General features: G+C 73.7%; 29 protein-coding genes. 17 read left to right on the top strand and 12 right to left on the bottom strand.

Annotated features, from left to right (window positions below; translation table 11 throughout):
• The first annotated feature begins 93 nt into the window (after positions 1–93).
• Both ACVCAH_RS01720 and ACVCAH_RS01715 read left to right on the top strand, forming a co-directional pair.
• Positions 94–858 carry an SDR family NAD(P)-dependent oxidoreductase gene (locus ACVCAH_RS01720; RefSeq protein ID WP_447134240.1) on the top strand — a complete coding sequence of 255 codons (765 nt, stop codon included), beginning with the start codon at positions 94–96 and terminating at the stop codon, positions 856–858.
• Positions 859–880: 22 nt separating this feature from the next.
• Positions 881–1,669 carry a class I SAM-dependent methyltransferase gene (locus ACVCAH_RS01715; RefSeq protein WP_447134239.1) on the top strand — a complete coding sequence of 263 codons (789 nt, stop codon included), beginning with the start codon at positions 881–883 and terminating at the stop codon, positions 1,667–1,669.
• 114 nt (positions 1,670–1,783) lie between these two features.
• Here the strand turns inward: ACVCAH_RS01715 and ACVCAH_RS01710 are convergent, their stop codons facing one another.
• Entirely contained in the window at positions 1,784–2,875 is a 1,092-nt protein-coding gene (locus ACVCAH_RS01710) for a UDP-N-acetylmuramate dehydrogenase (protein WP_447134238.1), read from the bottom strand.
• 70 nt (positions 2,876–2,945) lie between these two features.
• On the opposite strand from ACVCAH_RS01710, the gene ACVCAH_RS01705 reads away from it, so the two are divergent.
• The 7 genes from ACVCAH_RS01705 (at position 2,946) to ACVCAH_RS01675 (ending at position 10,064) form a co-directional block, all read left to right on the top strand.
• Positions 2,946–3,707: a maleylpyruvate isomerase family mycothiol-dependent enzyme gene (locus ACVCAH_RS01705; RefSeq protein ID WP_447134237.1), complete on the top strand. Its 762-nt coding sequence runs from the start codon at positions 2,946–2,948 to the stop codon at positions 3,705–3,707.
• A gap of 263 nt (positions 3,708–3,970) precedes the next feature.
• Complete coding sequence (locus tag ACVCAH_RS01700) at positions 3,971–5,275, top strand: ABC transporter substrate-binding protein (protein WP_447134236.1); 1,305 nt, start codon at positions 3,971–3,973, stop codon at positions 5,273–5,275.
• An 89-nt stretch (positions 5,276–5,364) separates the two neighbouring features.
• The gene (locus tag ACVCAH_RS01695) at positions 5,365–6,366 is read left to right on the top strand and encodes a carbohydrate ABC transporter permease (protein ID WP_447134235.1); all 1,002 of its coding nucleotides are present in this window, start codon (positions 5,365–5,367) and stop codon (positions 6,364–6,366) included.
• Positions 6,363–7,196, top strand: a complete 834-nt coding sequence (locus ACVCAH_RS01690) for a carbohydrate ABC transporter permease (RefSeq protein WP_447134234.1) — start codon at positions 6,363–6,365, stop codon at positions 7,194–7,196. The genes ACVCAH_RS01695 and ACVCAH_RS01690 overlap by 4 nt, the downstream gene beginning before the upstream one ends.
• Entirely contained in the window at positions 7,193–8,575 is a 1,383-nt protein-coding gene (locus ACVCAH_RS01685; protein ID WP_447134233.1) for a GH1 family beta-glucosidase, read from the top strand. The genes ACVCAH_RS01690 and ACVCAH_RS01685 overlap by 4 nt, the downstream gene beginning before the upstream one ends.
• Before the next feature lie 21 nt (positions 8,576–8,596).
• A complete protein-coding gene (locus tag ACVCAH_RS01680) occupies positions 8,597–9,604 on the top strand; it encodes a LacI family DNA-binding transcriptional regulator (RefSeq protein ID WP_447134232.1) in 1,008 nt (335 codons plus the stop codon).
• A gap of 52 nt (positions 9,605–9,656) precedes the next feature.
• Positions 9,657–10,064 carry a RidA family protein gene (locus ACVCAH_RS01675; RefSeq protein WP_447134231.1) on the top strand — a complete coding sequence of 136 codons (408 nt, stop codon included), beginning with the start codon at positions 9,657–9,659 and terminating at the stop codon, positions 10,062–10,064.
• A 120-nt stretch (positions 10,065–10,184) separates the two neighbouring features.
• Here ACVCAH_RS01675 and ACVCAH_RS01670 read toward each other — a convergent pair whose 3' ends face one another.
• From ACVCAH_RS01670 to ACVCAH_RS01660, 3 genes are all read right to left on the bottom strand, one after another.
• Positions 10,185–10,460 (bottom strand): hypothetical protein, encoded by a 276-nt coding sequence (locus tag ACVCAH_RS01670; protein ID WP_447134230.1) that lies wholly within the window; start codon positions 10,458–10,460, stop codon positions 10,185–10,187.
• A gap of 297 nt (positions 10,461–10,757) precedes the next feature.
• Positions 10,758–11,228, bottom strand: coding sequence for an O-acetyl-ADP-ribose deacetylase (locus ACVCAH_RS01665; RefSeq protein ID WP_447134229.1), 471 nt, complete (start codon positions 11,226–11,228; stop codon positions 10,758–10,760).
• 43 nt (positions 11,229–11,271) lie between these two features.
• Positions 11,272–12,063, bottom strand: coding sequence for an EI24 domain-containing protein (locus tag ACVCAH_RS01660; RefSeq protein ID WP_447134228.1), 792 nt, complete (start codon positions 12,061–12,063; stop codon positions 11,272–11,274).
• A gap of 154 nt (positions 12,064–12,217) precedes the next feature.
• Here ACVCAH_RS01660 and ACVCAH_RS01655 point away from each other — a divergent pair, with 154 nt between their 5' ends.
• From ACVCAH_RS01655 to ACVCAH_RS01635, 5 genes are read left to right on the top strand one after another with little or no spacing between them, the layout of a single operon-like run.
• Positions 12,218–13,126 carry an ABC transporter ATP-binding protein gene (locus tag ACVCAH_RS01655; RefSeq protein WP_447134227.1) on the top strand — a complete coding sequence of 303 codons (909 nt, stop codon included), beginning with the start codon at positions 12,218–12,220 and terminating at the stop codon, positions 13,124–13,126.
• A gap of 12 nt (positions 13,127–13,138) precedes the next feature.
• Positions 13,139–13,873 (top strand): ABC transporter permease, encoded by a 735-nt coding sequence (locus ACVCAH_RS01650; RefSeq protein WP_447134226.1) that lies wholly within the window; start codon positions 13,139–13,141, stop codon positions 13,871–13,873.
• A gap of 11 nt (positions 13,874–13,884) precedes the next feature.
• Complete coding sequence (locus ACVCAH_RS01645) at positions 13,885–15,153, top strand: sensor histidine kinase (RefSeq protein WP_447134225.1); 1,269 nt, start codon at positions 13,885–13,887, stop codon at positions 15,151–15,153.
• Entirely contained in the window at positions 15,150–15,791 is a 642-nt protein-coding gene (locus tag ACVCAH_RS01640; RefSeq protein WP_447134224.1) for a response regulator, read from the top strand. The genes ACVCAH_RS01645 and ACVCAH_RS01640 overlap by 4 nt, the downstream gene beginning before the upstream one ends.
• A gap of 24 nt (positions 15,792–15,815) precedes the next feature.
• Complete coding sequence (locus ACVCAH_RS01635) at positions 15,816–16,841, top strand: helix-turn-helix transcriptional regulator (RefSeq protein WP_447134223.1); 1,026 nt, start codon at positions 15,816–15,818, stop codon at positions 16,839–16,841.
• Here the strand turns inward: ACVCAH_RS01635 and ACVCAH_RS01630 are convergent.
• Complete coding sequence (locus ACVCAH_RS01630; protein WP_447134222.1) at positions 16,832–17,746, bottom strand: SDR family oxidoreductase; 915 nt, start codon at positions 17,744–17,746, stop codon at positions 16,832–16,834. The genes ACVCAH_RS01635 and ACVCAH_RS01630 overlap by 10 nt on opposite strands.
• Before the next feature lie 77 nt (positions 17,747–17,823).
• On the opposite strand from ACVCAH_RS01630, the gene ACVCAH_RS01625 reads away from it, so the two are divergent.
• Positions 17,824–18,513, top strand: a complete 690-nt coding sequence (locus ACVCAH_RS01625) for a nucleotidyltransferase domain-containing protein (protein ID WP_447134356.1) — start codon at positions 17,824–17,826, stop codon at positions 18,511–18,513.
• 149 nt (positions 18,514–18,662) lie between these two features.
• Positions 18,663–19,565 (top strand): GNAT family N-acetyltransferase, encoded by a 903-nt coding sequence (locus tag ACVCAH_RS01620; protein ID WP_447134221.1) that lies wholly within the window; start codon positions 18,663–18,665, stop codon positions 19,563–19,565.
• A 46-nt stretch (positions 19,566–19,611) separates the two neighbouring features.
• On the opposite strand, the gene ACVCAH_RS01615 is transcribed toward ACVCAH_RS01620, so the two are convergent.
• The 5 genes from ACVCAH_RS01615 to ACVCAH_RS01595 all read right to left on the bottom strand — a co-directional run bounded on the left by ACVCAH_RS01615 (position 19,612) and on the right by ACVCAH_RS01595 (position 22,961).
• Positions 19,612–20,349 carry an alanyl-tRNA editing protein gene (locus tag ACVCAH_RS01615; protein ID WP_447134220.1) on the bottom strand — a complete coding sequence of 246 codons (738 nt, stop codon included), beginning with the start codon at positions 20,347–20,349 and terminating at the stop codon, positions 19,612–19,614.
• Positions 20,350–20,360: 11 nt separating this feature from the next.
• Positions 20,361–21,248 (bottom strand): alpha/beta fold hydrolase, encoded by an 888-nt coding sequence (locus ACVCAH_RS01610; RefSeq protein WP_447134219.1) that lies wholly within the window; start codon positions 21,246–21,248, stop codon positions 20,361–20,363.
• Positions 21,245–21,559 (bottom strand): DUF2516 family protein, encoded by a 315-nt coding sequence (locus ACVCAH_RS01605; RefSeq protein WP_124820335.1) that lies wholly within the window; start codon positions 21,557–21,559, stop codon positions 21,245–21,247. The genes ACVCAH_RS01610 and ACVCAH_RS01605 overlap by 4 nt, the downstream gene beginning before the upstream one ends.
• A gap of 71 nt (positions 21,560–21,630) precedes the next feature.
• Positions 21,631–22,329, bottom strand: a complete 699-nt coding sequence (locus ACVCAH_RS01600) for a hypothetical protein (RefSeq protein ID WP_447134218.1) — start codon at positions 22,327–22,329, stop codon at positions 21,631–21,633.
• Positions 22,326–22,961 carry a helix-turn-helix domain-containing protein gene (locus ACVCAH_RS01595; protein WP_447134217.1) on the bottom strand — a complete coding sequence of 212 codons (636 nt, stop codon included), beginning with the start codon at positions 22,959–22,961 and terminating at the stop codon, positions 22,326–22,328. The genes ACVCAH_RS01600 and ACVCAH_RS01595 overlap by 4 nt, the downstream gene beginning before the upstream one ends.
• 110 nt (positions 22,962–23,071) lie before the next feature.
• Between ACVCAH_RS01595 and ACVCAH_RS01590 the strand changes: the two genes are divergently transcribed.
• The gene (locus tag ACVCAH_RS01590) at positions 23,072–23,869 is read left to right on the top strand and encodes an alpha/beta fold hydrolase (RefSeq protein ID WP_447134216.1); all 798 of its coding nucleotides are present in this window, start codon (positions 23,072–23,074) and stop codon (positions 23,867–23,869) included.
• A gap of 21 nt (positions 23,870–23,890) precedes the next feature.
• Here ACVCAH_RS01590 and ACVCAH_RS01585 read toward each other — a convergent pair whose 3' ends face one another.
• Together ACVCAH_RS01585 and ACVCAH_RS01580 are read right to left on the bottom strand one after the other, a co-directional pair.
• The gene (locus ACVCAH_RS01585; RefSeq protein WP_447134215.1) at positions 23,891–24,850 is read right to left on the bottom strand and encodes an asparaginase; all 960 of its coding nucleotides are present in this window, start codon (positions 24,848–24,850) and stop codon (positions 23,891–23,893) included.
• Between the two features lie 94 nt (positions 24,851–24,944).
• Complete coding sequence (locus tag ACVCAH_RS01580; protein WP_447134214.1) at positions 24,945–25,787, bottom strand: 3-keto-5-aminohexanoate cleavage protein; 843 nt, start codon at positions 25,785–25,787, stop codon at positions 24,945–24,947.
• Between the last annotated feature and the right edge of the window lie 37 nt (positions 25,788–25,824).

Raw genomic sequence — 25,824 nt, 5'->3', positions numbered from 1 at the left:
GCCCCGGGACGGCCGCCGGGCGTGACGGACCTCATCACGGCACGGCCCGCGCCCGGCGCGAGCCGCCCCTCGGGCCGGGAGGACAATGGCCGGATGAGTCCAGTCGCCATCGTCACCGGGGCGTCCAGCGGGATCGGTGCGGCCACCGCCCGCCGGCTCGCCGCCGAGGGTTTCCACGTGCTCGCCGCCGCCCGGCGTACCGACCGGCTGGCCGGCCTGATCGACGAGATCGCCGCGGCCGGTGGCACCGCCACCGCGGTGACCTGCGACGTCACCTCGGACGAGTCGGTGGCCCTGCTCGCCGAGGCGGCGGCCCACGCGCCGGGACCGGTCACCCTGCTGGTGAACAACGCCGGCGGCGCGCGGGGCCTGGACCCGGTGGAGTCGGGCTCGGTCGGCGACTGGCAGTGGATGTACGACACCAACGTGCTCGGCACGCTGCGGGTCACCCAGGCGCTGCTGCCCGCGCTCGAGGCGTCCGGGGCCGGCACCATCGTGATCGTCTCGTCGACCGCCGGCTTCACGGTGTACGAGGGCGGGGGCGGCTACACCGCCGCCAAGCACGCGCAGACCGCGATCGCCGGCACGCTGCGGCTGGAACTCTGCGGCCGGCCGATCCGGGTGATCGAGATCGACCCCGGGATGGTGAAGACCGACGAGTTCGGGCTGGTCCGCTTCGACGGCGACGCCGAGAAGGCGGCCGCGGTCTACGCCGGGGTGCCGGAGCCGCTGGTCGCCGAGGACGTCGCCGACTGCATCGCCTGGTGCGCGACCCGTCCGCACCACGTGAACGTGGACCGGCTGGTCGTCCGCCCGCTGGCGCAGGCCGCCCAGCACAAGGTGCACCGGGTCGGCTGAGTCGGGCCCGGGCGTGGCGGGGATGGCGCGGCGCCGGCCGCTCGGCGTGGTGACCCGGGGGACAACCAACCCCAACCGGCTGCGCCGGGCGGACAACTGGATCGTCGCGACCTGCGGGGACCGGCTGCGGGCCGCGGCCGACCCGCTGGTGGTCGACCTCGGCTACGGCGCCACCCCGGTCACCGCCGTCGAACTGCGCGCCCGGCTGGCCGCCGCGGTCCGCGCCGACGTGCGGGTGGTCGGGCTGGAGATCGATCCGGTACGCGTGGCCGCCGCCGCGCCGGCCGCCGATCCGCCATGGCTCACCTTCGCCCGGGGCGGCTTCGAACTGGCCGGGCTGCGGCCGGCCCTGGTCCGCGCGTTCAACGTGCTGCGCCAGTACGACGAGAGCGAGGTCGCCGACGCCTGGCGCACGATGACCGGCGGGCTCGCCCCGGGCGGGCTGCTGGTCGAGGGGACCTGCGACGAGTTGGGCCGGCTCGGCGGCTGGGTGCTGCTCGACGCCGACGGGCCGCGCACGCTGACCCTGGCCGCGAAGCTCGGCACCCTGGGCAGCCCGGCCGAACTGGCCGAGCGGCTGCCCAAGGCGTTGATCCACCGCAACGTGCCCGGCGAGCCGGTGCACGATCTGATCCGCGCGCTCGACGACGCCTGGCACGCCGCCGCCGGCTACGCCCCCTTCGGCCCCCGGCAGCGCTGGCTGCACGCCGTCGAGTCGGTCAAGGCCGCCGGCTGGCCGATCCTCGACCGCCCCCGCCGCTGGCGCCTCGGCGAACTGACCCTTCCCTGGCCCGCCATCGCCCCCACCTGACCGCCACCCCCACCCCGCCGATCTTGCCTTCGGCCCGCGGATCGCACCGTTCGCCGGTTATGCCGGAGCCAGCACTGCAAGATCGCGGAGCAACCCCGAGGGGGAAGGGTGGGGTCAGATGGTGCAGTTGATGAGGACGGGTTCGGGGTGGAGGGTGACGCCGAAGCGGTGGTGGACGCCGTCGCGGATCTCCCGGGCCAGCTCGACCAGGGCGGAGGTGCTGGCGTTGCCGCCGTGGTTGGTCAGCGCGAGGGTGTGCTTGCTGGAGATGGCCACCCCCTCCGGGCCGGGATGGCCCTTGCCGAAGCCGGCCTTGTCGATCAGCCAGGCGGCGCTGACCTTGACCACGTCACCCGCGCCCGACCAGGCCGGCGGTTCGCCGATGTCGGCCGCGCGCTCGCGCAGCAGCTCGTACGCCGACCGGTCCAGCACCGGGTTGGTGAAGAACGAGCCGACCGAGCGGGTGTCCGGGTCGGCGGCGTCGAGCACCATGCCCTTGCCGGCGCGCAGCCGCAGCACGGTGGCGCGGGCGTCGGCCAGCGGCACCCGGTCACCCACCTCTACGCCGAGCGCCCGGGCCAGCTCGGCGTAGCGCACCGGCCCGGAGAGCGGTGCGCGGGCGAGCCGGAAGTCGACGGCGAGCACCACCCACCGGTCGCTGTACTTGAAGATGCTGGACCGGTAGGCGAAACCACAGTCGGCGGCGGCGATCCGCCCGGTGATGCCCTCCACCCGGTCGTAGACCTGGACGGCGGTGATGGTCTCGGCGACCTCCTGGCCGTACGCGCCGACGTTCTGGATCGGGGTGGCGCCGGTCGAGCCGGGGACGCCGGAGAGGCACTCCAGACCGGACCAGCCGTTGGCCACCGTGGCGGCGACCAGGTCGTCCCACGGCTCGCCGGCCTCCACCCGTACGGTGACCGCGTCGTCGTCCTCGGTGAGCACCCGCAGGCCGCGCGAGCGGACCAGCACCACCGTGCCGGGGAACCCGGCGTCACCGATCACCACGTTGCTGCCCCCGGCCAGGATGAGCACCTGCTCGTCCCGTCCCTGTGCCTCGCGGACGCTTCGTACGATTTCCTCGGCGTTGGTGGCCGTCACGATCCGCCCGGCCGGCCCGCCCAGGCGCAATGTGGTGTATCGCGCCAGATCGCACATGGCGTCGGCTCCGGGTCCGGTTGTCGGCTGGGCGTAGACGTCTGACACGCCTTTCACCCTAGGCTGTGGGGTAGCCGCGGCACCTACTGGTGGCCGGGTCACCCCCGGGAGGATGGCGATGAGCAGGCTGCACGTAACGAAGGACTTCTGGATCGGCGCGCTGCGGGCGGAAGGGCCGGCGTTCGCCGCCGCGGTCGCCGAGGCGCCGCCCGAGACCCCGGTGCTGTCCTGTCCCGGCTGGACGGTCGCCGACCTCACCCTGCACCTGGCCGCCTTCTACCGGTGGGTGCACTCGTTCGCCGGGTCCGGGGCCACCACCGCCCCGGCGAAGCGCCCCGATCTCGCCGACCTGGAGCCGGGCGCCACCCCGCTCCAGGTCTGGCAGCACGACTTCGACCAGCTGATGACCCTCTTCGACGGGCTCGACCCGGAGGCGCCGGCGTGGAACTGGGCGCCGCAGCCGAAGAAGGCCGGGTTCTGGCCGCGCCGGGCGGCGCACGAGACGGCCGTGCACCGCTGGGACGCCCAGCTCGCCATCGCCGCCGGCGAACCGGTCGAGGCGAAGCTCGCGGCCGACGGGGTGAGCGAGGTGCTGGACACCTGGCTGCCGGCCGGCCGGCGGCGGGTCCAGGGCCAGTGGCACGGGGTGGTGCACCTGTCGGCGGTGGACGCCGCCCAGGACTGGTACCTGCGGCTGCGCGGCGAGGGTGTCGCGCTGTTGGACACCGCCACCATCTTCGACCACGACGACCACCACGCCCGGGTGCAGGTCAGCGGCACGGCGAGCGACCTGCTACTGGCGCTGTGGGGCCGGGTCGGCTTCGACAACCTGGACGTCGCGGGCGACCGCACCCTGCTCGACGGCCTCCGCACCGGCTGAGCCCGACCCCGCCCGGGTCCAGTCCCGGACCAGGTACGGAAAGAGTGGCCTCCCGTCGCCGGGGGGCCACTCTTTCCGTCTGCGGGGACCCGTCCCGCCAGGCGGCGGCGACGAAGGCCGGGCCGACGGCCGCCAGGTAACGGTCTCGACACCTGAGAGAGCGCTCTCTTGACACCGGATCAACGAGACCGCACCCTACGTGAGAGCGCTCTCTCAGATTCATTCCACCACCACCCGCCCGACCTGAGAGGGGTCCGAGACAGATGGGTGCCTTTCCGCGCCGCCGCCTCGCGGCGGTCGCCCTCGTCGCCGCCAGCGCACTGCTCGTCACCACCGGCTGCGGTGGCGACGACGCTGCCGAGGACGGCACGGTCACGCTGACCGTCGACGTCTTCGGCCAGTTCGGCTACGAGCAGCTCTACCAGGAGTACATGGCCAGCCACCCCGGCGTGAAGATCGTCGAACGGGGCACCGGTGGCAACCTCGACGAGTACTCGCCGAAGCTCACCCAGTGGCTCGCCGCCGGCAAGGGCGCCGGCGACGTCGTGGCCATCGAGGAGGGGCTGCTGGTCGAGTACAAGGCCAACCCCGGCAACTTCGTGAACCTGCTCGACCACGGCGCCGCCGAGCTCAAGGGCAACTTCCTGGACTGGAAGTGGAACGCCGGGCTGACCGCCGACGGCAAGCACCTCATCGGCCTCGGCACCGACGTGGGCGGCATGGCGATGTGCTACCGCAAGGACCTGTTCGCCAAGGCGGGCCTGTCCACCGACCGCGAGGCGGTCTCGAAGCTCTGGCCCACCTGGCAGGACTACATCCGGGTCGGCGAGCAGTTCACCGCGAAGCAGACCGGGGCGTCCTTCCTGGACGCGGCCACCAACACCTTCAACACCATCCTGCTGCAGACCGCCGGCAACGCCCAGGGCTACAGCTACTACGACACCTCGGACAACCTGGTCGTCGACAGCAACCCCGCGGTCCGGCAGGCCTGGGACACCACCATGGACATCATCGACTCGGGCCTGTCCGGCAAGTACGGCGCCTGGTCCGAGGAGTGGGTCTCCGCCTTCAAGCAGGCCAAGTTCGCCACCATCGCCTGCCCGGCCTGGATGACCGGGGTCATCGAAGGCAACGCCGGCGCGGCCGCGTCCGGCCAGTGGGACATCGCCCAGGTGCCCGGCAACGGCGGCAACTGGGGCGGCTCCTACCTCGCGGTGCCCAAGCAGAGCAAGCACCAGGCCGAGGCGATCGAGCTGGCCAAGTTCCTCACCAGCGCCAAGGGGCAGATCGGCGCGTTCAAGGCCAAGGGGCCGCTGCCGTCGTCGCCGCAGGCCCTGGACGACCCGGCGATCACCGGGGCGACCAACGCGTACTTCTCCGGGGCGCCGGTGGGCCAGATCTTCGCCGCCGGGGCCAAGAACCTGAAGCCGGTCTACATGGGCCCGAAGAACCAGGCGGTCCGGACCGAGGTGGAGAACGCCGTCCGGACCGTTGAGCTGGGCCAGCGCAACCCCGACCAAGGCTGGACCGACGCGGTGACCAACGCGAAGAAGGCCGCCGCCAAGTAACCCCCTCCCGCCCCCGCACCCCGGCTCGGCCGACCCGGTGGCCGGCGGGTCACGGGGCGGGCAGGCGGCGTGGAAAGGAGTTTCCGGCCATGAGCGTCCAGCTCGACGCGCGGCCTCCGGTGGTACCGGCAGCCGCCGCCCGGCCCACCCGGGGGCACCGGCTCAGCCGGTTCGACACCAGGTTCTCGCCCTACCTCTACATCGCCCCGTTCTTCCTGCTCTTCGCGGTGTTCGGGGTGTACCCGCTGGCGTACACGTTCTGGGTCTCGCTGCACGACTGGGACCTGCTCGGTACCGAGCACGCCTTCGTCGGCGCGGAGAACTACGCGCGGCTGATGGCCGACGCCGACTTCTGGCACGCGGTGGTCAACACCCTCGGCATCTTCGTCATCTCCACCGCCCCGCAGCTGCTCGCCGCGCTCTGGCTGGCCAACCTGCTCAACCGGTCGCTGCGGGCCCGCACCGGGTGGCGGATGGCGGTGCTGATCCCGAACGTCACCTCCACCGCGGCCGTCGCGATCGTCTTCGGGGTGCTCTTCGGCCGCGAGTTCGGGATGGTCAACTGGCTGCTCGACCTGGTCGGGATCGACGCGGTCAACTGGAAGTCGGACCGGTTCGCCTCCTGGGTGGCCATCTCGGCCATGGTCGACTGGCGGTGGACCGGCTACAACGCGCTGATCTTCCTGGCCGCCATGCAGGCCATCCCGCGGGACCTCTACGAGTCCGCGGCGATCGACGGCGCGAACCGGGCCCGCCAGTTCTGGTCCATCACCGTGCCGCTGCTCAAGCCGACGATCATCTTCGCGGTCATCATCTCCACCATCGGCGGGCTGCAGCTCTTCACCGAGCCGCGGCTGTTCCACTCCGGGACCAACCCGATCCGCGGTGGACCGCTGCGCGAGTCGCAGACGGTGACCATGTACATGTTCGAGAACGCCTTCGCGCCGCACTACAACTTCGGCTACGGCTCGGCGGTGGCGTGGCTGCTCTTCGCCCTGATCGCCGTCGTGGCGGCGGTCAACGTACTGATCATCCGGCGGCTCGGCGGGCAGACGCCCGGTGGCCGGGCGGCGAAGGGAGACCTCCGATGAGCCGGCTGTGGCGGGCCAGCCCGCTGACGTACGGCGCGCTGGTCGCCGCCGCGTTCCTGTCGATCTTCCCGATCTACTGGATGTTCGTGGTGGCCAGCCGGTCCAGTGACGCGATGGGGCAGGTGCCGCCACCGGTCACCCCCGGCGGCAACCTCGGCGCGAACATCGCCCGGCTGTTCGACAACACCGACGCGTACTTCCTGACCGGTCTGATCAATTCGGCGATCGTGGCGACCACCGTCACCGTCTCGGTGGTCTTCTTCTCCACCCTGGCCGGGTTCGCCTTCGCCAAGCTGCGGTTCCGCGGGCGCAACGCGCTGCTGCTGGTGATCATCGCGACCATGATGGTGCCGACCCAGCTCGGCGTCATCCCGCTGTACCTGCTGATGACGAAGCTGAACTGGAACGACCGGCTGCCGGCGGTGATCGTGCCAGCACTGGTCACCGGCTTCGGGGTGTTCATGGTGCGGCAGTACGCCGGCCAGGCGGTCAGCACCGAGCTGATCGAGGCGGCCCGGGTCGATGGCTGCGGCACGGCCCGGATCTACTGGAACGTGGTGCTGCCCGCGCTGCGCCCGGCCGCGGCGGTGCTCGGCCTGCTCACCTTCATGACCACCTGGAACGACTTCCTCTGGCCGTACGCTGTGCTGAACGACCCGGAGAACCCGACCGTCCAGCTGTCCCTGCGGGCCCTGTCCGACGGGTACTACCAGGACATGTCGCAGGTCTTCACCGGGACGGCCATCGCAACGCTCCCGCTGCTGCTGGTCTTCGTCCTGTTCGGCCGCCAGATCATCGGCGGGATCATGGAAGGTGCGGTCAAAGCTTGAGCAACATCCGATTTCCCGAGAGCTTCCTCTGGGGCGCCGCCACCGCCGCGTACCAGATCGAGGGCGCGGCTCGCGACGACGGCCGCGGCCCGTCCATCTGGGACACCTTCAGCCGTACGCCGGGGAAGGTGTTCCAGGGGCACACCGGCGACGTGGCCTGCGACCACTACCACCGGTACCCGCAGGACGTGGCGCTGATGGCGGAGCTGGGGCTGCGGGCCTACCGCTTCTCGGTGGCCTGGCCCCGGATCCAGCCGGACGGCACCGGCCCGGTCAACCCGCACGGGCTGGACTTCTACGACCGGCTGACCGACGCGCTGCTCGACCGCGGCATCGACCCGATCGTCACGCTCTACCACTGGGACCTGCCGCAGAGCCTGGCCGACCGGGGCGGCTGGACCAACCGGGAGACCGCCGAGCACTTCGCCACGTACGCCACCGCGGTGCACGCCCGACTCGGTGACCGGGTGGGCACCTGGACCACGCTCAACGAGCCGTGGTGCTCGGCTTATCTCGGGTACGGCAACGGGGTGCACGCCCCGGGCGAGCAGGATCCGGCGGCGGCCTTCACCGCCGTACACCATCTGCTGCTCGGGCACGGCCTGGCGGCCCGGGCGCTGCGCGCGGCCGGCGCGCAGACCGTCGGGATCACCCTCAACCCGGCCGACGTGCGCCCGGCCGACCCGGCCAGCGCCGCCGACGCGGCCGCGGTCCGCCTGGTCGACGGCCTGCACAACCGGATCTTCCTGGACCCGCTGCTGGCCGGCGGCTATCCGGAGGACGTGCTGGAGCACGTCGGCCGGATCGTCGAGCCGTCCTTCATCCGGGACGGCGACGAGAAGCTGATCGCCGCCCCGATCGACCTGCTGGGGATCAACTACTACCAGCCCACCTACGTCGCCGGCCGGCCCGGCGGGGCCGGGGGCGGCGGCGCCTACCCGGGCACCGAGGGTGCGGTGGAGTTCCTGCCGGCGGTCGGGCCGCTGACCGACATGGGCTGGATGATCGAGCCGGCCGGGCTGACCCGGCTGCTGGAGCGGATCGCCACCGACTATCCGGGCGTGCCGCTGCTGATCACCGAGAACGGCGCGGCGTTCCCGGACAAGCCCGGGGCGGACGGACCGGACGGCGGGGGCGGCGTCGTCGACACCGACCGGATCGCCTACCTCGACGGGCACCTGCGCGCGGCGCACGAGGCGATCGCCCGGGGGGTGGACCTGCGCGGCTATCTCGTATGGTCATTGCTGGACAACTTCGAGTGGGCGGAGGGCTACCGCAAGCGGTTCGGGATCGTCCACGTCGACTACCTGACCCAGCGGCGCACACCGAAGGCCAGCGCCCGGTGGTACCAGGAGGTGATCTCCCGGAACGGGCTGTGACCAGCGGGGGGGATGGCGACCATGACGACGGCGCAACGACCGACGCTCGAAGCGGTGGCCCGCCGGGCCGGGGTGTCCCGGGCCACCGTCTCGCGCGTGGTGAACGGCTCCACCACGGTGGCCGAGCCGATCCGGGAGGCGGTCAACCGGGCGGTGGCCGAGCTGGGGTACGTGCCGAACCTGGCCGCCCGCAGCCTGGTCACCCAGCGGACCGATTCGATCGCCCTGGTCATGCCGGAGGCGGCCACCCGGGTCTTCTCCGACGACCAGGTCTTCCCGGGCATCATCCGGGGCGTCAGCCAGGAGCTGGAGGCGGCCGACAAGCAACTGGTGCTGATGCTGGCCGGCTCGCCGGCCGGGCACGCCCGGGTGGAGCGGTACACCACCGGGCGGCACGTCGACGGGGTGCTCTTCGCCTCGCTGCACGGCGCCGACCCGCTGCCCGGCCGGCTGGCCCGGCTCGGCATCCCGGTGGTGTGCAGCGGCCGGCCGCTCGGCGAGGCGGACGTGCCGTACGTCGACGTCGACCACGTCGGCGGGGTGGCCGCCGCGGTGCGGCACCTGGTCGACGGCGGGCGGCGGCGGATCGCCACCATCGCCGGCCCGCAGGACATGGTCGCCGGGATCGAGCGGCTCTCCGGCTACCGGGACACGGTGGCGGCGGCCGGGTTGCCGGAGCTGGTGGCGGTCGGCGACTTCACCCGGGAGTCCGGGGCGGCGGCGATGCGGCAACTGCTCGCCGAGCACCCCGGCCTCGACGCGGTCTTCGCCGCCTCCGACCTGATGGCGCACGCCGCCCTGCGTACCCTGCGGGAGGCCGGGCGACGGGTGCCGGACGACGTGGCGGTGATCGGCTTCGACGACATCGAGACGGCGGCCTACACCGAGCCGCCGCTGACCACCGTCCGGCAGCCGATCCAGGAGATCGGCCGGCAGATGACCCGCCAGCTGCTCCGGCTGGCCGCCGGCGAGGCCATCGAGACCGCCCTGGTCCTGCCGACCGAGCTGATCCGGCGCGAGTCCGCCTGAGCGGCCGGGATATTCGGTCGAGCCCCCGCCGGGGCGGCGATAGCGTCGGCCGGTGACGACCCACCTGATCCACGTGCCCGCGCTCTCCGACGTCGCCGAGTACGCGTACGCCGCCACGGTGGAGCCGCCGGCCCGGCTGGTCTTCACGGCCGGCGCCTGCCCGCTCGACCCGGACGGCCGGACGGTGGCGCCCGGCGACCACGCGGCCCAGGCGCGGCAGGTGATGGCCAATCTGGAAACCGCCCTCGCGGCGGCCGGCGCGCGGCTCACCGACGTGGTCAAGACGACCGTCTACGTGGCGTCCGGCCGGCAGGCCGACCTGGTCACGGTCTGGGAGGTGGTCCGCGACCACTTCGGCGACCACGATCCGCCGAGCACCCTGCTGGGGGTGGCCGTGCTCGGCTACGCCGACCAGTTGGTCGAGGTGGAGGCGGTGGCCGCCGTCCGCCCGTCGAGCTGAGCGGGGTTCCCACCCGCACGGCAGCGGGGGCCTCTCCCGGCGCAGGAGAGGCCCCCGGCTCCGTAGCCCGGCCCCGCGACCGCACTGCGCGGGGTCGGAGCTACGTCGGGTAAAGCTGGATCAGTCGTCCGCCTCCTGCCGGTGGGCGCCGTTGAGCACGGTGCCGAGCGCGACCAGGCCGAGGCCGAGAGCCGCCAGCGGGATGACGTCCCCACCCCAGGAGCCGGTCGTCGGCGACTCGCTCCTGGCCGGCGGGTCGGCGGACGGCCGGACGGCGGGCGGCGTGGCGCTCGGGTCGATGGTGGTCTGCGCCCGGGCCGCCGGCGCCGCCGGCCACACCAGCGCGCCGACCGCCACACCGGCGGCGGCCAGGCGCGCGACGCCTGCTGCTCTCATCCGCTACCCCATCCCGTCGGCTTCCGTTCATGCCACTGGCGACAACGGACGAAATGTATAAGCAGATAGCGCAGAGAAAGCTATTTTCCGACGAATTGTCCGGACGAATAATCCGGCAGAAGGGACGGAGAATGGCTTTAATTCTTATCCAGGGATAAGGGTGACCAAACAGAGTTCTGGGCAGGAACGGCTATCCGGGTCCTAAACCGGGCACACGTGACGGGTGGATCGGGAAGCATCTTCACGACAGGCGCCGGGTGGCCGATCTCCGGTCCTGCCCGGGACCGTCCGGAGTGCTCAGCCGGCGTGGACGCGCCGAGCGGCCGCATAGGTGTCCGCCCCGAAGAGCACCAGCCGCGCCTCGGTGACGTTCGCCGGGGTCGCGGCGCGCAGCACGGCCAGGGCCTGACCGACCGCGTCCTCGACCGGCCAGCCGTAGATCCCGGCCGACACCAGCGGGAACGCCACCGTGCGCGCACCCAGTTCGTCGGCGACCCGGAGGCTGTTGGCGTAGCAGTCGCGCAGCAGCGCCGAGCGGTCCTCGTCGGCCGACCAGACCGGCCCCACGGTGTGCACCACCCAGCGGGCCGGCAGGTTCCCGGCGGTGGTCGCCACCGCCTGCCCGGTCGGCAGGCCCCGGCCGTAGCGGGAGGCACGCAGCGCCCGGCACTCGGCCAGGATGGCCGGGCCACCGCGCCGGTGGATCGCGCCGTCGGCGCCCCCGCCGCCGAGCAGCGACGAGTTCGCGGCGTTGACGACCACGTCCACCTCCTAGGTGGTGATGTCGCCCTCCACCAGGGTGATCCGCACGTCAGCGCTCCTCGATGGACTGGCCGAGCGACCGGCGGGCCAGCAGCGTGGCGCCGGCGACCGCGGCCGGCATGACGAGCACCGCGCCGAGCGGGATCAGGAAGCAGACGAAGACCGCCACCCCGAAGCCGAGCGCGGTGGGCCGGTCCGCCTTCAGCACCGACCGGCGGTCCGGCAGTCGCATGCCGCGCCGGTAGAAGGGCGCGCCGACCAGTTCCAGCGCGAGCAGCCAGCCACCCACCGCCGCGCCGATCACCGGAACCACGGTCTGCCCGACCACCGGGATGAAGCCCGCCGCGAAGAGCGGGACGCCGATCAGCGCCGAGAGGGCCACCAGCCGGACCGAGTCGGCCAGGCTGCGGCGCAGCGACGACCAGAACGCCACGTCGACTGCGCCCGGTGTGCCGCCGAGGCGCTCCTCCACCCGCTCGGAGATCTTCTCGTAGAACGGGTCGCCGATCACCAGGGTGACAGCGGTGAAGGCGAGCACCCCGATCAGGCCGCCGAGCCCGAGGAAGGCCAGCCCGGCGACCACCCGGACCAGGTCGCGCAGGGTCGCCGACCAGTCGTCGGCGAACGGGGTGACCAGCTCGGCCAGGTCGTCGACGAAGAACGCCAGGGTGACGAACGCGGCGACGAAGAGCGCACCGGAGATCAGCGCCGGCACGATGCCGAGCAGCATCAGGCCGGGGCTGCGGACGTACAGGCCGAGACCGCGCAGCAGCAGCCCGACGCCGGTGAGGAACCGACGGGCGGGGCCGGTCACGGGCGCGGCGAGGCGGGGTGCGTTCACGACCGAGAGCCTAACGGCGGGCGGCGCGTCAACCGGTTGGTGGATCGCCGGGGTCAACCCGCGCCGTCCCCCATGATCGCCGCGTGGTCGATCCGCCGCCGCGTCCGCGCGGCCATCCTCGACGTACGGATCTCCAAGGGCGGAAGGCGGCGCGATGCCGGTCATCGAGGTGACGAACCTGCACAAGCGGTACGGCGACGTGGTGGCCGTGGACGACGTGTCGTTCACGGTGGAGGCCGGGGAGATCTTCGGCATCCTGGGCCCGAACGGCGCGGGCAAGACCACCACGGTGGAATGTGTCTCCGGGCTCCGCGTCCCGGACTCCGGCGGGGTGTCGGTCCTCGGGCTCGATCCGCGCCGGGACGCGGCCCAACTCCGTCAGCAGGTCGGGGTGCAGCTCCAGGAGAGCCAGCTGCCCGACCGGTTGCGGGTGGCCGAGGCGCTGGAACTGTACGCCTCCTTCTACCGTGACCCGGCCGATCCGGCCGGGTTGATGGACAAGCTGGGTCTGGGCGACAAGCGGAACACCGCGTACAAGAACCTCTCCGGCGGTCAGAAGCAGCGGCTGTCCATCGCGCTCGCGCTGGTCGGCAATCCCCGGATCGCGATCCTGGACGAGCTGACCACCGGGCTGGACCCGCAGGCCCGGCGGGACACCTGGACCCTCATCGAGCAGGTCCGGGACAGCGGGGTGACGATCGTGCTGGTCACCCACTTCATGGAGGAGGCCGAGCGGCTCTGCGACCGGGTGGCCGTGATCGACCGCGGCCGCGTTGTCGCGCTGGACAGCCCGGCCGGCCTGGTGTCGACGGTGGCGCCGGAGCAGCGGGTCCGGTTCCGGCCGTCCGCCCCGGTGGACGACCGGCTCTTCACCGACCTGCCCGAGGTGACCGCCGTGCACCGCACCGGCAGCCAGGTGGTGGTCACCGGGACCGGTGAGGTGCTGCACGCGGTCACGTCGGTGCTGGCCCGCAACCAGATCGTCGCCGCCGACCTGCGGCTGGAGCAGTCCACCCTCGACGACGCCTTCGTCGAGCTGACCGGGCATCGGCCCGCCAACTGAGAGAGAACCGGTATGCACGCCTTCGGGCAGATCCTCAAGATCGAGACACGCCTCTTCCTGCGGGACCCCGGCTCGCCGCTGACGACCGTCGCGTTACCGCTCGCGCTGCTGATGGTGTTCGGGCTGATCCCGGCGGGGCGCCAGCCGGAGGCGCAGTTCGGTGGCCTGTCCTTCATCCAGTACTTCGCCCCCTCGCTGCTGGTGATCACGCTCGCCATGGCGGCGGTGAACATCCTGCCCACGGTGCTGGCCACCTACCGGGAACGCGGGGTGCTACGCCGGCTGGCCACCACCCCGGCCAGCCCGGCCGCGCTGCTGGCCGCCCAACTGGTCATCGCGCTCGCCACCATCCTGATCAGCGCCCTGCTGCTGGTCGTGGTCGGCCGGCTGGCCTTCGACGTACCGCTGCCCCGGCGCCCACTGGGCTTCGCGCTGGCCCTCGTCCTCGGTACGGCGGCCCTGCTGGCGCTGGGGCTGCTGGTGGCGGCGGTCGCCCGGACGACCAAGGCGGCGCAGGCGCTGGCCGTGCCGCTGTTCCTGGTGGTCATGTTCTTCGGCGGGGTCTACGTGCCCCGGTTCCTGCTGCCGGACTTCCTGGTCCGGATCGGCGACTACACGCCGCCCGGGGTGCAGGCGCTGCTCGACGCCTGGACCGGCACCGCACCGCAACCGGTGCACCTGGCGGTGATGGCGGTGGTCGCCCTGCTCGCAGGTACGGTGGCGGCGAAACTGTTCCGCTGGGAATGAGCGGGGGCCCGATGACCAGCACCGCCGAGCAGGTCGACCGGCTGGCCGCCTGGGAGGCCCGGGAGGCGGGACTCCACCGGGTGGTGCCCTACGTGGGGCTGGCCGTCGGGGCACTGCTCACCACCGCCGCGCCGGCACCGGGAGGCCTCTCGCCGGCCCCGCACCTGCTGGTCGCCGCGGCGGCGGCGTGCTGGGTCGCCTGGTTCGTCAACCTGCATCCCGGTTGGGCGACCCGGCGCCCACTGATGGCCGTCTTCTATGTCGGGCTGCTCGCGCTCGCCACCGTGCTGGTGCTCGCCAGCCCGTGGTACGGCTTCTTCGCCTGGGCCGGCTTCCTGCACGCGTCCGTGCTGCCCGGCCACTGGCGGTTCGCCGGGGTGGCCGCCTCGGCCGTCCTGGTGGCCACCGCGCAGAGCGCGGGCCTGCCGTCCTCGCTGTCACACTGGCTGCTCTGGTGCGTGCTGGTGCTGTTCAACGTGGGCGTGGCCGGCGGGGTGACCTGGTTCGGCGCCATCGCCGACCGGCAGAACGCCAACCGCAAGCGGCTGGTCGAGGAGCTGGCCGAGACGAACCGCCGGCTGGCCGAGACGATGCGGGAGAACGAGGGGCTGCACGCCCAACTGCTCACCCAGGCCCGCGAAGCAGGGGTGACCGACGAGCGGCAGCGGATGGCCCGGGAGATCCACGACACGCTGGCCCAGGGCCTCACCGGCATCATCACCCAACTGGAGGCGGCCGGGCAGGCGCGGGACCGGCGGGCCGACTGGCAGCGGCACGTCGACACCGCGGTCGCCCTGGCCCGGGAGAGCCTCACCGAGGCGCGCCGCTCGGTGCGGGCGGTCCGCCCCGAGGCACTGGAGGCCGCCCGGCTGCCCGAGGCGCTCGCCGAGCTGACCGGGCGCTGGTCGACGATCAACGAGGTGCGCGCCGAGGTGAGCGTCACCGGCGAGGCCCGGCCACTGCATCCGGAGGTCGAGGTGACCCTGCTCCGGGCCGCCCAGGAGGCGCTGGCCAACGTGGCCCGGCACGCCAAGGCGTCCCGGGTCGGGCTGACCCTGTCGTACATGGGCGACGTGGTCACCCTGGACGTCCGGGACGACGGGGTGGGCTTCGCGGTCACCGACCCGCCCGTCCCCCGCCGCCCCGACGGCGGCTACGGGCTGACGGTGATGCGGCAGCGGGTGGCCGGGGTCGGCGGCGAGCTGGCCGTCGAGAGTGAGCCGGGCGGCGGCACCGCCGTCTCGGCGTCCGTGCCCGCACTCCCCGGAGGTGCCGGTTGACCGCCCCGGTCCGGCTGCTGATCGTCGACGACCACCCGGTGGTGCGCGACGGGTTGCGCGGCATGTTCACCGGTGACCCCGGCTTCGAGGTGGTGGGCGAGGCCGGCGACGGCGCCGAGGCGCTCGCGCTCGCCGCCCACCTGCACCCGGACGTGGTGCTGATGGACCTGCGGATGCCCGGGATGGACGGGGTGACCGCGATCGGCCGGCTGGCCCGGGCCGGCAGCACCGCCCGGGTGCTGGTGCTCACCACGTACGACACGGACGCCGACGTGCTGCCGGCGATCGAGGCCGGCGCCACCGGCTACCTGCTCAAGGACGCGCCCCGCGACGAACTGGTCCGGGCGGTGCGGGCCGCCGGGCGGGGTGAGGCGGTGCTCTCCCCCAGCGTGGCCGGCCGGCTGATGGGGCGGCTCCGCGCGCCCGCCGAGGAGCCGCTGAGCCAGCGCGAGCTGGAGGTGCTCACCCTGGTGGCGAAGGGATCGTCCAACCGGGAGGCGGCCGCCCGGCTGTTCATCAGCGAGGCCACGGTGAAGACCCACCTGCTGCACGTCTACGCCAAGCTCGGGGTCAACGACCGGGCCGCCGCGGTGGCCGCCGCGTACGACCGGGGCCTGCTCACCCCCGCCGGGCGCTGAGCGCCGCCGGGGCAGGATGGACGGGTGCGCGCGTCCCGGTTGATCTCCCTGATCCTGCTGCTCCAGGCGCGGGAGACGATGACCGCCGCGGAGCTGGCCCGGGAGCTGGAGGTCTCCGAGCGGACGGTCTACCGGGACGTGCTGGCGCTCTCCGCCGCCGGCGTGCCGGTCTACGCCGACCGGGGCCGGGCCGGCGGCTACCGGCTGCTCGGCGGCTACCGGACCCGGCTGACCGGGCTGACCCGGGACGAGGCGGAGGCGCTCTTCCTGGCCGGGCTGCCCGGCCCGGCCGGCGAGATGGGGCTCGCCGACGCGGTCGCGGCCGCCGAGCTGAAGGTGCTGGCCGCGCTCCCGCCGGCGCTGCGGGACGCGCCGGCCCGGACCGGGCAGCGGTTCCACCTGGACGTGCCGGGCTGGTTCCGGGAGACCGGGCCGCCGCCGTGGCTGAGCGAGCTGGCCGGCGCGGTCTGGCGGGACCGGGTGGTCGAGCTTCGCTACCGGCGCGGCGACCGGGAGGTCACCCGGGAGCTGTCCCCCTACGGCCTGGTGCTCAAGAGCGGCACCTGGTACCTGGTCGGCCGGGTCGACGACGGGTACCGGACGTACCGGGTGGACCGGGTCACCGGCGTCGAGGTGCGGACGGAGACCTTCGACCGGGACGAGCGCTTCGACCTGGCCGGGTACTGGCGGGAGCAGGCCGAGGCGTTCCTGCGGAGCATGCTGCGGGACCGGATCACCGTCCGGCTCAGCCCCGCCGGCCTGCGCCGGCTCCGGCACGCCGCCGACGCCCCCTTCGCGTACGAGGAGGCGGTGGCCGCCGCCGGGGAACCCGACGGGCAGGGCTGGGTGGTGACCCGGCTGCCCGTCGAGTCCGTCGAGGTGGCGTACACCCAGTTGCTGGGGCTGGGGCCGGAGGTGGAGGTGCTCGACCCGCCCGGCCTGCGGGCGTGGCTCGCCGACGCCGCGGCTCGTACCGCCGCCCTCTACGCGGCGTCACCTCCGCCCTGGCCGGATGCCGTCGGCGGGCACGGCGGCAGCGGTCAGCGGTAGCCGGTGACGTCGGCCGGCTTGCCGGGGTCCTGCACCTCCACCAGGTAGCGCCAGGCGTCCGGCTGGCTGCCGTCGAGATCGGTGAAGCCGTACACCTTGGCCAGCTCGCCGCTGGACACCGACCGCCCGTTCCACCGGGCCCGGTCCTCGTCGGCGGCCAGCGCGGCGACCGCGCGGCCGACGAACGCCGGCGACTCCGAGATGGCGAAGTGCGGCTGCTTGTCCAGGGCGTCCCGCCAGTTCTCCTCGGTGACGCCGAAGAGCTCCAGCATCGACTCCGACCGCAGCCAGCCCGGGGTCAGCGCGACCGAGGTGCAACCGTGCGGCTTCAGCTCGTGCGCCCAGCTCGCCGCGAGCCGGTTCACCGAGACCTTGGCCAGGTCGTAGAAGACCGAGAGCCGGTAGTTGGCGTCGTTGTACTCCTTCGTGCCGTCGCCGATCTCCACCACCAGCCCGCCGGGACGGCGGATCAGCAGCGGCAGCGCGAAGTGACTGGTGATGATGTGCGTGTCGACCGCCAGCCGCAACGTCCGGAAGCCGGCCTCCAGCGGCTGTTCCCAGACCGGCTTCTCCCAGGTGATCAGCGGATCGCCACCCCAGATGTCGTTGACCAGCACGTCCAGCCGGCCCCGCTCGGCGTCGATCCGCGCCACCAGGTCGCGGACCTGCTCGGGGACCAGGTGGTCGGCCACGACCGCGACGCCCTCGCCGCCGGCCGCGGTGACCAGCTCGGCGGTCTCCTCGATGGTCTCCGGCCGGTCCATCTCCGACCGGCCGGCCCGGCTGCTGCGCCCGGTGGCGTAGACGGTGGCCCCGGCCGCGCCGAGCTGCACCGCGATCTGCCGCCCGGCGCCGCGGCTCGCGCCGGCGACCAGCGCGATCTTTCCTGTCAGCGGTTTCGTCATGCGGCCAGCGTGTCAGCAATACCTGACAGCCGAAGTCGGGTTTCGCGCACCGGGTGTCGTCCGTCATGCTCGCCGGCATGCACCTGCTGCTCTCCGGCATCGTCGGCTCGGTCGCGTACGGGCTCGCCCGGCCCGGTTCGGACGTGGACCGGATCGGCGTGTTCGCGGCGCCCACGGTGGCCTTCCACGGCCTGCACCCGCCCCGCGAGTCGGTGGTCACCACCGACCCGGACGTCACCCTGCACGAGGCGGCGAAGTACGCGAAGCTGGGATTGAGCGGCAATCCGACCGCCACCGAGCTGATGTGGCTGCCGGACGACTGCTACGAGACCCGGACGGAGTTCGGCGAGCGGCTGATCGCCATCCGCGCGGCCTTCCTCAGCGCGCCCCGGGTCCGCGACGCGTACCTGGGCTACGCCAGCCGCCAGTTCCGCAAGCTGGAGTCGCGCGGCGACGGTACGTTCTCCGCCGACACCCGGCGCCGGACCGCCAAGCACGCCCGGCATTTGGCCCGGCTGGTGCACCAGGGCCGGCTGCTCTACGCCACCGGGGTGCTGGAGATCCGGCTCGCCGACCCGGAGTGGTTCCGGGCGTTCGGCGAACGGGTCGCCGGCGGCGAACTGGACGAGGCCCGGGCGCTGCTGGCCGAGGCCGAGCGAGACTTCGACCGGATCCGCACCCCGCTGCCGGACCGGCCGGACGAGGCCACGGTCGAGCGCTGGCTGCTCGACGTCCGCGCCGCCCACCTGCCCGAGGAAATCGGTTGACCGGCCGCCACGGCCGCCTGGTAGCGTCCCCGCACGCCCTCGTCGACGGGAAGGGAGGTGAGCACCGTGTCCACGACATCGTTGTGCTCCCGCCCGGTCACGAGGGCGCCACGGTCCTGAGCCGGGAGCACGAAACCCGGAAGGATCCCATGACCGACCTGGTCATCCGCCCGCTCACCGCGGGCGAGGAAGCACTGTTCGACTCCCTGCCACACACCAAGCTGGTCGGGCGCGCCGCCTTCGGCGACACCTACTCCGAGATGGCCGCGGACGGCCAGTACCGTCCCGGGTGGAGCTGGGTCGCCCTGCGCGCCGGCACCGTGGTGGCCCGGGCCGCCTGGTGGGGCGGGCCGGACGACGAATCGCCACTGGCCCTCGACTGGTTCGACTTCACCGACCGCGAGGCCGCGGTCCGGCTACTGCGGACCGCGCCGCTGCGGGCCGAGTACTCGCTCTCCCTGCCGCCCGGCTGGCGGGACGACCCGACGGTCCGCGCGGAGGCGCAGGCCCGGATCGACGCCGCGATCGACGCCGGCATGGCACCGCTGGTCGAGCGGTACCGGTACCGCTGGACGCCGGAGTGCGGGTTGCCCGCCCGCCCCGGCCGGCTGGAGTTCCGCCCGGAACCGGACGACGCGGTGATCCTCGACGTGCTGCGCCGGGTGGGCGAGGGAAGCCTCGACGCGCACACCCGGCACACCGCCGCCGAGCACGGGCCGGACGCGGCCGCGCGGGAGGAACTCGACCTGCTGCGCTGGCTGCCGAGCCCGCGCGACTGGTGGCGGCTGGCCTGGACGCCCGAGGGCGAACTGGTCGGCATCACCGTGCCGGCGCGCAACCACAGCGATCCGATCGTCGGCTTCGTCGGCGTGGTCCCCGAGCAGCGCGGGCACGGGTACGCGTACGACCTGCTGGTCGAGGCCACCCACCTGCTCGTCGAGGCCGGGGTGGAGGTGATCGTGGCGGCCACCGACCAGACCAACCACCCGATGGCGGCCGCCTTCGCCCGGGCCGGCTATCCGGTCGAGCGGGAACGGATCGACCTGGTGTGAGCCGGTGACCTCCCGGCGTCGGGATGCCCCGGCGCCGGGAGACCGGTCAGTCCACCAGGCGTACCCGGACCCGGCGGTTGGCCCGGCCCTTGCTCTCCACCTTCACCACCTGCACCTTGCCGATCTGCGCGGTCGAGGCGACGTGCGTGCCGCCGTCGGCCTGCACGTCCAGGCCGACGATGTCGACGATCCGGACCTCCTGCTCGTCCGGCGGGATCAGGTTGGACTGGGTGCGGATGATGTCCGGCAGGGCGAGCGCCTCGGCCCGGGGCAGCACCCGGACGGCGACCGCCCGGTCGGCGGCCACCTCGGCGTTGACCAGTTCCTCGATCCGGCTCTTGAAGTCGGGTGGCACCTCGGGCAGGTTGAAGTCCATCCGGGCCTCGCCCGGTTCCATGTTGCCGCCGGTGACCAGCGCGCCGAAGTCGCGGAACACGACGCCGCAGAGCACGTGCAGCCCCGAGTGGGTGCGCATCAGCCGGGTGCGCCGCTCGTCGGCGACCGCGCCGGTCACCGGGGTGCCGGCCGGCGGCAGCGGGTCACCCTCGGCCGGGATCAGCCAGAGGTCGTCGCCCTTGCGGGTGCCGACGATCCGGGTCTGCACCCCCTGCCAGAGCAGTACGCCGTGGTCCGGCGGCTGGCCGCCGCCGCCCGGGTAGAACGCCGACCGGTCCAGCACGATGCCCTGCTCCGGGTCGGCGTGCAGCACCGTGCACTGCCACTCCCGCAGCGTCGGGTCGGCGAGGTCCAGCCGGTGCGTACGTCCGTGGTGTGTGACGCCCATGACAGGGCAGGTTACTCGTTGAGGAAGGCGGAGATCCGCGACCGCAGGTCGGCGCGTTCGGTCCAGAGCACGCCGGGCCGGTCGTACACGTGCAGGGTGGCCGCCGGCAGCGCGGCCGCGAGCTGCTCGGCCACCTCCACCGGGTGCAGGTCGTCGTCGGCGCAGCCGATAACCAGGGCGGGCGCGGTCACCGCGGCCAGCGCCCCGGCGTCGCGCAGCGGCGCCTGCTCGGGCAGGCTGGCCAGCCCGGGGGCGAGCCCGTCGCGGAGCAGCTGGTCCAGCCGCTGGCGCAGGTAGGCCCAGCCGGCGGGAGTGTTGCGCACGCCCGGGGGCAGCTCCACCGAGACCACCTCGGCGACCGCCGAGGCGTCGCCGCTCTCCACCGCGTCGAGCAGCGCGGTCAGCCGGGCCTGGGCGACCTCGCCGCGCGGCCGGTCGAGCACCGCCGGCAGGAAGAACACCAGCCGCTCGAACCGTTCCGGGCTCTCGACGAGCAGCCGGCAGAGCGCGCCCGCGCCGAGGCTCGCGCCGAAGGCCCGGGTGGCGCCGCCGAGGTCGGCCACCGCCCGCAGGTCGCGGGCGAGGTCGAGATAGCTCCACGGCCCGGGTGGCGCGTCGGAGCGGCCGTGCCCGCGGAACTGGAAGAAGAGCTTGCGGCCGGTGACGCCGCTGCCGAACGGCCGGGTGGTGGCGATGCCGTTGCCCAGGCCGTGGGCGAACACGGTGACCGGGTCACCGGTCCCGGTGACCAGCCGTTCCAGCCGTACGCCGTGCGGGGTGGCGACCAGCTCGGTCTCCGGTTCGGGCAGGGCCGGCCGCCCGGTACGCGGACCGCCCGGCCCCGGACCCCAGGTGCGGGGCCCGCCGTCCGGCGGGGGTGGCCAGCGGAAGCCTCTCACCAGAACCCTTTGCCGTCGCTGAGGTCGCGCAGCCCGACCCGGACGTCGAGCAGGTAGATGAGCGCGGCCGCGATGCCGATCAGTCCGAAGAGGCTGATCGGGCCGAACCCGAGCAGGGTCAGCACCAGGCAGACCGCCAGGATGGCGATCCAGCCGCCCTTGGGCAGCGTGCCGATGGCGGGGAAGGCGTCGGATCGCTGGGTGATGGCGTGCACCAGCGCGACGCCCTGGATGATCAGCGCGAAGACGAGCAGGATCAGCTCGATCACGTAGCGGACTTCGAAGGCGAAGATCGGCGCGGCGTTGGCCATGGGGGCAAGCTTATGCCGGCGACCCCGGAAACGTCCGACAAGGACGCCTCCGGGGTCGCCGGCTCAGCGGATCATTCGGCGGCCGGGCGGGTCCGCTTGGTGGCCCGGGGCAGCTTCGCCGACGGGGTGGCGGCCGGCTTCGCGGCCTTGGTGGTGGCCTTGGCGGCCCGGGTGGCCTTCTTCGCGGCGGCCGGCTTGGCCTCGACGACCTCGGCCACCTCGGCCGGGGTCGGCACCTCGACGGCGGGAGCGGCCGGCTTCGCGGCGGTGGCCGGCTCGGCGGCCTCGGTCGCCTCGATGTCGGCGTTCACCGTGTCGGCGGCCTCCAGCACGCCGGCACCGACCACCCGCTCGCCCCGGGCGACCAGCGCACCGTACGCGGCGAGCGCCCGCTCCTGGGCGGCCTGGGCGCCGGCCACCACGACGGCGGCGTTGCGGGTGGCCACCGCGCGCAGCTTGTCCAGGTCGGCGACCTCGCGCAGCCGGTTGAGGTCGGCCGCCTCACGCAGCCGGTTCAGGTCCAGCTCGGCCGGGACGGCCTTCTCGCGCAGGCTGCCGGCGGTCTGGTTCGCGGTGCGCAGCGTCTCGTTGGCCTTCTGGCGCAGCTCGAAGCCGGTGACGACGGCCTTGCCACCGAGGTCGGCGACGACCTTGGTGCCGAGGTCGCTGACCACCGCGGGGAGCTTGCGCAGCTGCTGGATGGCCAGCTCGCCGGCGCCGGCGGCGGCGTAGATCGGGGCCGGGATGCGGTTGGTCTTCGGCTGGGTCATGACTTCTCCTCTTCGGCCGCCTCGGCGGCCTTCCGGGCCGCCCCGGGGGCGGCCTTCTTCTCGGGGGTCGGTGCGGGAGCGGGGCCGGCCTCGGTGACGGCGACCGACTCGATGACGGCCTCGGTCGGCGTGCCCGCTTCGGTGGTGGGGCCGGTGGCGGTCGGGTTGACCAGGGCGGGCGCCGACTCGGCCGACGCGGGCGCGGACGGCCGCGGGGTTTCGCCGGGCTTCCCCGCCGCGGCCTCCGGGCTGGTCGGCGCCGCGCCGCCGGCGGCGGTCGCCTCGGCGAGCCGCGCGTTCTCCCGGCGGAACGTCTCGTAGATCTGGCTGAGCGACTGCTTCTGCGCCATCGTCAGGTCGGGGTCGACCGCGATGGCCGCGAGCACCCCCTGACCCTCCTTGTCGTCGAGCAGCCCGGCCCGCAGGTACATCGCCGGCGTGGAGACCCGCAGCGCGCTGGCGAGCTGCTGGAGCACCTCGGCGCTCGGCTTGCGCAGGCCGCGCTCGATCTGGCTGAGGTACGGGTTGCTGACCCCCGCCTGCTCGGCGAGCTGCCGCAGCGAGATCTTCGCGTTGCGGCGCAGGTCGCGAATGAACCCGCCGACGTCGGGAAGGTCCTTGGGTGTGGCCATACCCCGACGCTAGCCCGCGCTGCTAACTCTTGCAAGCAAAGCGCTAGCCAGAGTTAGCAGGGTCTCATCGGGTGGTTGCGCCCCGGCCGTCACGTGCGTACCTTCCTCCGGTGACCAAGATCGAGGTGAACGGCGCCCAGCTCGCGTACGACGAGGTCGGCAGCGGCACGCCGGTGGTGCTGCTGCACGCCGGCATCGCCGACCGCCGGATGTGGCGCGAGCAGATCGGCGCGCTGGCCGCGCGGCACCGGGTGATCGCGCTCGACCTGCGCGGCTACGGCGACTCCGAGCTGCCGCCCGCCCCCTTCGCCCACCACGACGACGTGGTCGGGCTGCTGGACGCGCTCGGCGTGTCGCGGGCCGCCCTGGTCGGCTGCTCCTTCGGCGGCGCGGTGGCGGTCGACACCGCGCTGGCCCACCCGGAGCGGGTCGGCGCGCTCGCCCTGTTCGGCGCCGCGATCTCCGGTCACGAATGGTCCGAGCAGGCCAACGAGCTCTGGGACCAGTTGGTGGGCGAGGTCGACCAGGAGGACTTCGCGGCCAGCGCGGCCGCCGAGGTGCGGTTCTGGGTGGTCGGCCCCGGCCGCCGCCCGGAGGAGGTGGACCAGGAGCTGCTCGACTTCGCCCGGGAGATGGACCAGCGTGCCCTCGCCGCCGAGCTGGCGCTCTCCGCGGTGGACGTGGCCGACCTCGACCCGCCGGCGATCGGCCGCCTCGCCGAGCTGCGGATGCCCGTGCTGGTCACCGCCGGCGCGGCCGACGTGCCGGACATCAGCCGGCTCGCCGACCGGATCGCCGCCGAAGCGCCCGACGCGGTACGCCTGCCCGACGTGCCCGACGCCGCCCACCTGCTTCCGCTGGAGCGCCCCGAGCCGGTCAACGCCGCCCTGCTCGACTTCCTCCGCTGAGCCGCCGGGCCCGCCCGGGGGTCACCAGACCGGGCGGACCGCGCCGACCGGGACGCCGCCGCCGAACAGCGGCTGCTCGGCGTACTCGGCCAGCACCGGCGCGGCCACGCCGAGCCGGCGCAGCGCGGAGACCAGCACCGGCATCCGGGCCCGGCCCGCCCCGTCGTCGATCTTGAGCGCGACCGCCCCGACACCGGGCAGCGCCGCCGCGATGACCCCCTCGGCGCCCACCTTGGCCAGCAGGCCGGGAACGCCCCGCATCAGCCGGGTGTCGTCCGCCTCGGTGCCGCCGACGATCTCCGGGTGGGCGCGCATCGCATCGGCCACCGTCCGGGCCACCGAGCCGGGTTCCGCCGACACCAGCCGGAGGTACGCCCCGGCCAGCCCGGTCAGCGAGACGGCGAGCACCGGGGCACCACAGCCGTCCACCCCGACCGCCGCCGCCCGCTCACCGGTGTACTCCTCGACCGCGTCCCGCAGCCGTTGCTGCAACGGGTGCTCCGGACGCCAGTACCCGTCCCGCGGCCAGCCGGCGGCGCCGCAGGTCAGCAGCATCCCGCTGTGCTTGCCGGAGCAGTTCATCTGGATCCGGCGCGGGCCGCCGCCGGCGCGCAGCACGGCCGCCCGGGCCGCCTCGCCGACGGGCAGGTCCGGCGGGCAGTGCAGCGCCGACTCGTCCAACCCGGCGCGGGCCAGCAGCGCGCCGACCCGGGCCAGGTGGAACTCCTCACCGGCGTGGCTCGCCGAGACCAGCGCGAGGTCGGCCGGGTCGGTGAGCGGCAGGCCGGCGCGGAGCATCCCGACCGCCTGCATCGGCTTGTTGGACGAGCGGGGGAAGACCGGCGAGGTCACGTCCCCCGTACCGGCCACCGTCGCCCCGGTCGCGTCGAGCACCACCACCGAGCCGCGGTGCACGCCCTCCACGAAACCGGACCGGACCACCTCGGCGAGCGGCGCACCGCCCTCGTACGTCTTTCCCACAGGGTGGACGGTACCGACGACCGGGCGGCCCCGGGCGGCGGGGTGACCAGGTCGTCCGCGCCCCGGTGTACAGGAGCGCCGGCGAGCGCGCCGCTTACCGTCCGGCGGCCGGCACGCCGAGCAGCTCGCGGGCCTCGGCGGTGGTCAGCGGCGGGCGCTGGGCGAGCTGGGCGAAGCCGACCGCCCGGGCGACGAGCTGCATGTTGGACTCCACCGGACGCCCCTTCGCGTACGTGACGGTGTCCTCCATGCCGACCCGCAGGTGCCCGCAGGTGGAGAGCGAGGCCAGCATCACCGGAATGGTGCTGCGGCCGATGCCGGTGGCCGAGAAGGTGGTGCCCTCGGGCAGGTCCCGCAGCGCCTGGCGGCAGGCGACCAGCGCCTCGGTGGTGCCCGGCATGCCGCCCGGCACGCCCATCACGAAGTCGACGTGCACGTGCCCGCCGGCCGGCAGGCCGTACTTGCCGAGCAGGCGTTGCAGGGCGGTCAGGTGGCCGAGGTCGAAGATCTCGTACTCCGGCACGATGCCCCGGTCCTGCATCCGGGTGTGCAGGTCGACGATGAACTCCCAGCGGTTGAGGAAGACGTCGTCGCCGAAGTTGACCGTGCCCATGGTGCAGGAGGCCATGTCGGGGCCGGCGTCGAGCACGGCGAGCCGCTCGGCCTCCGGGTCGGTCACCGCGCCGCCCGAGGAGAGCTGCACCACCAGGTCGGTGCTTGCCCGCAGCGCCGCCACGGTCTCCCGCAGCCGGCCCTGTTCCAGGGTCGGCCGCGCCTGGTCGTCGCGGATGTGGACGTGGATCACGGCGGCGCCGAGCGCCTCGCACTCCTTGGCGGTCAGCAGCAGCTCGTCGAGGGTCACCGGCAGCGCGGGCACCTCCGCCTTGGCCGACTCCGCACCGGTGGGGGCAACCGTGATCAACGTCCCTGTCGTCATGCCGGGATCCTAGACCGCAGCTCCGAGCCCAGTCGAC

Source organism: Micromonospora sp. LZ34 (genome assembly GCF_052981855.1).
This window is presented reverse-complemented; position numbering and strand designations above follow the sequence as displayed.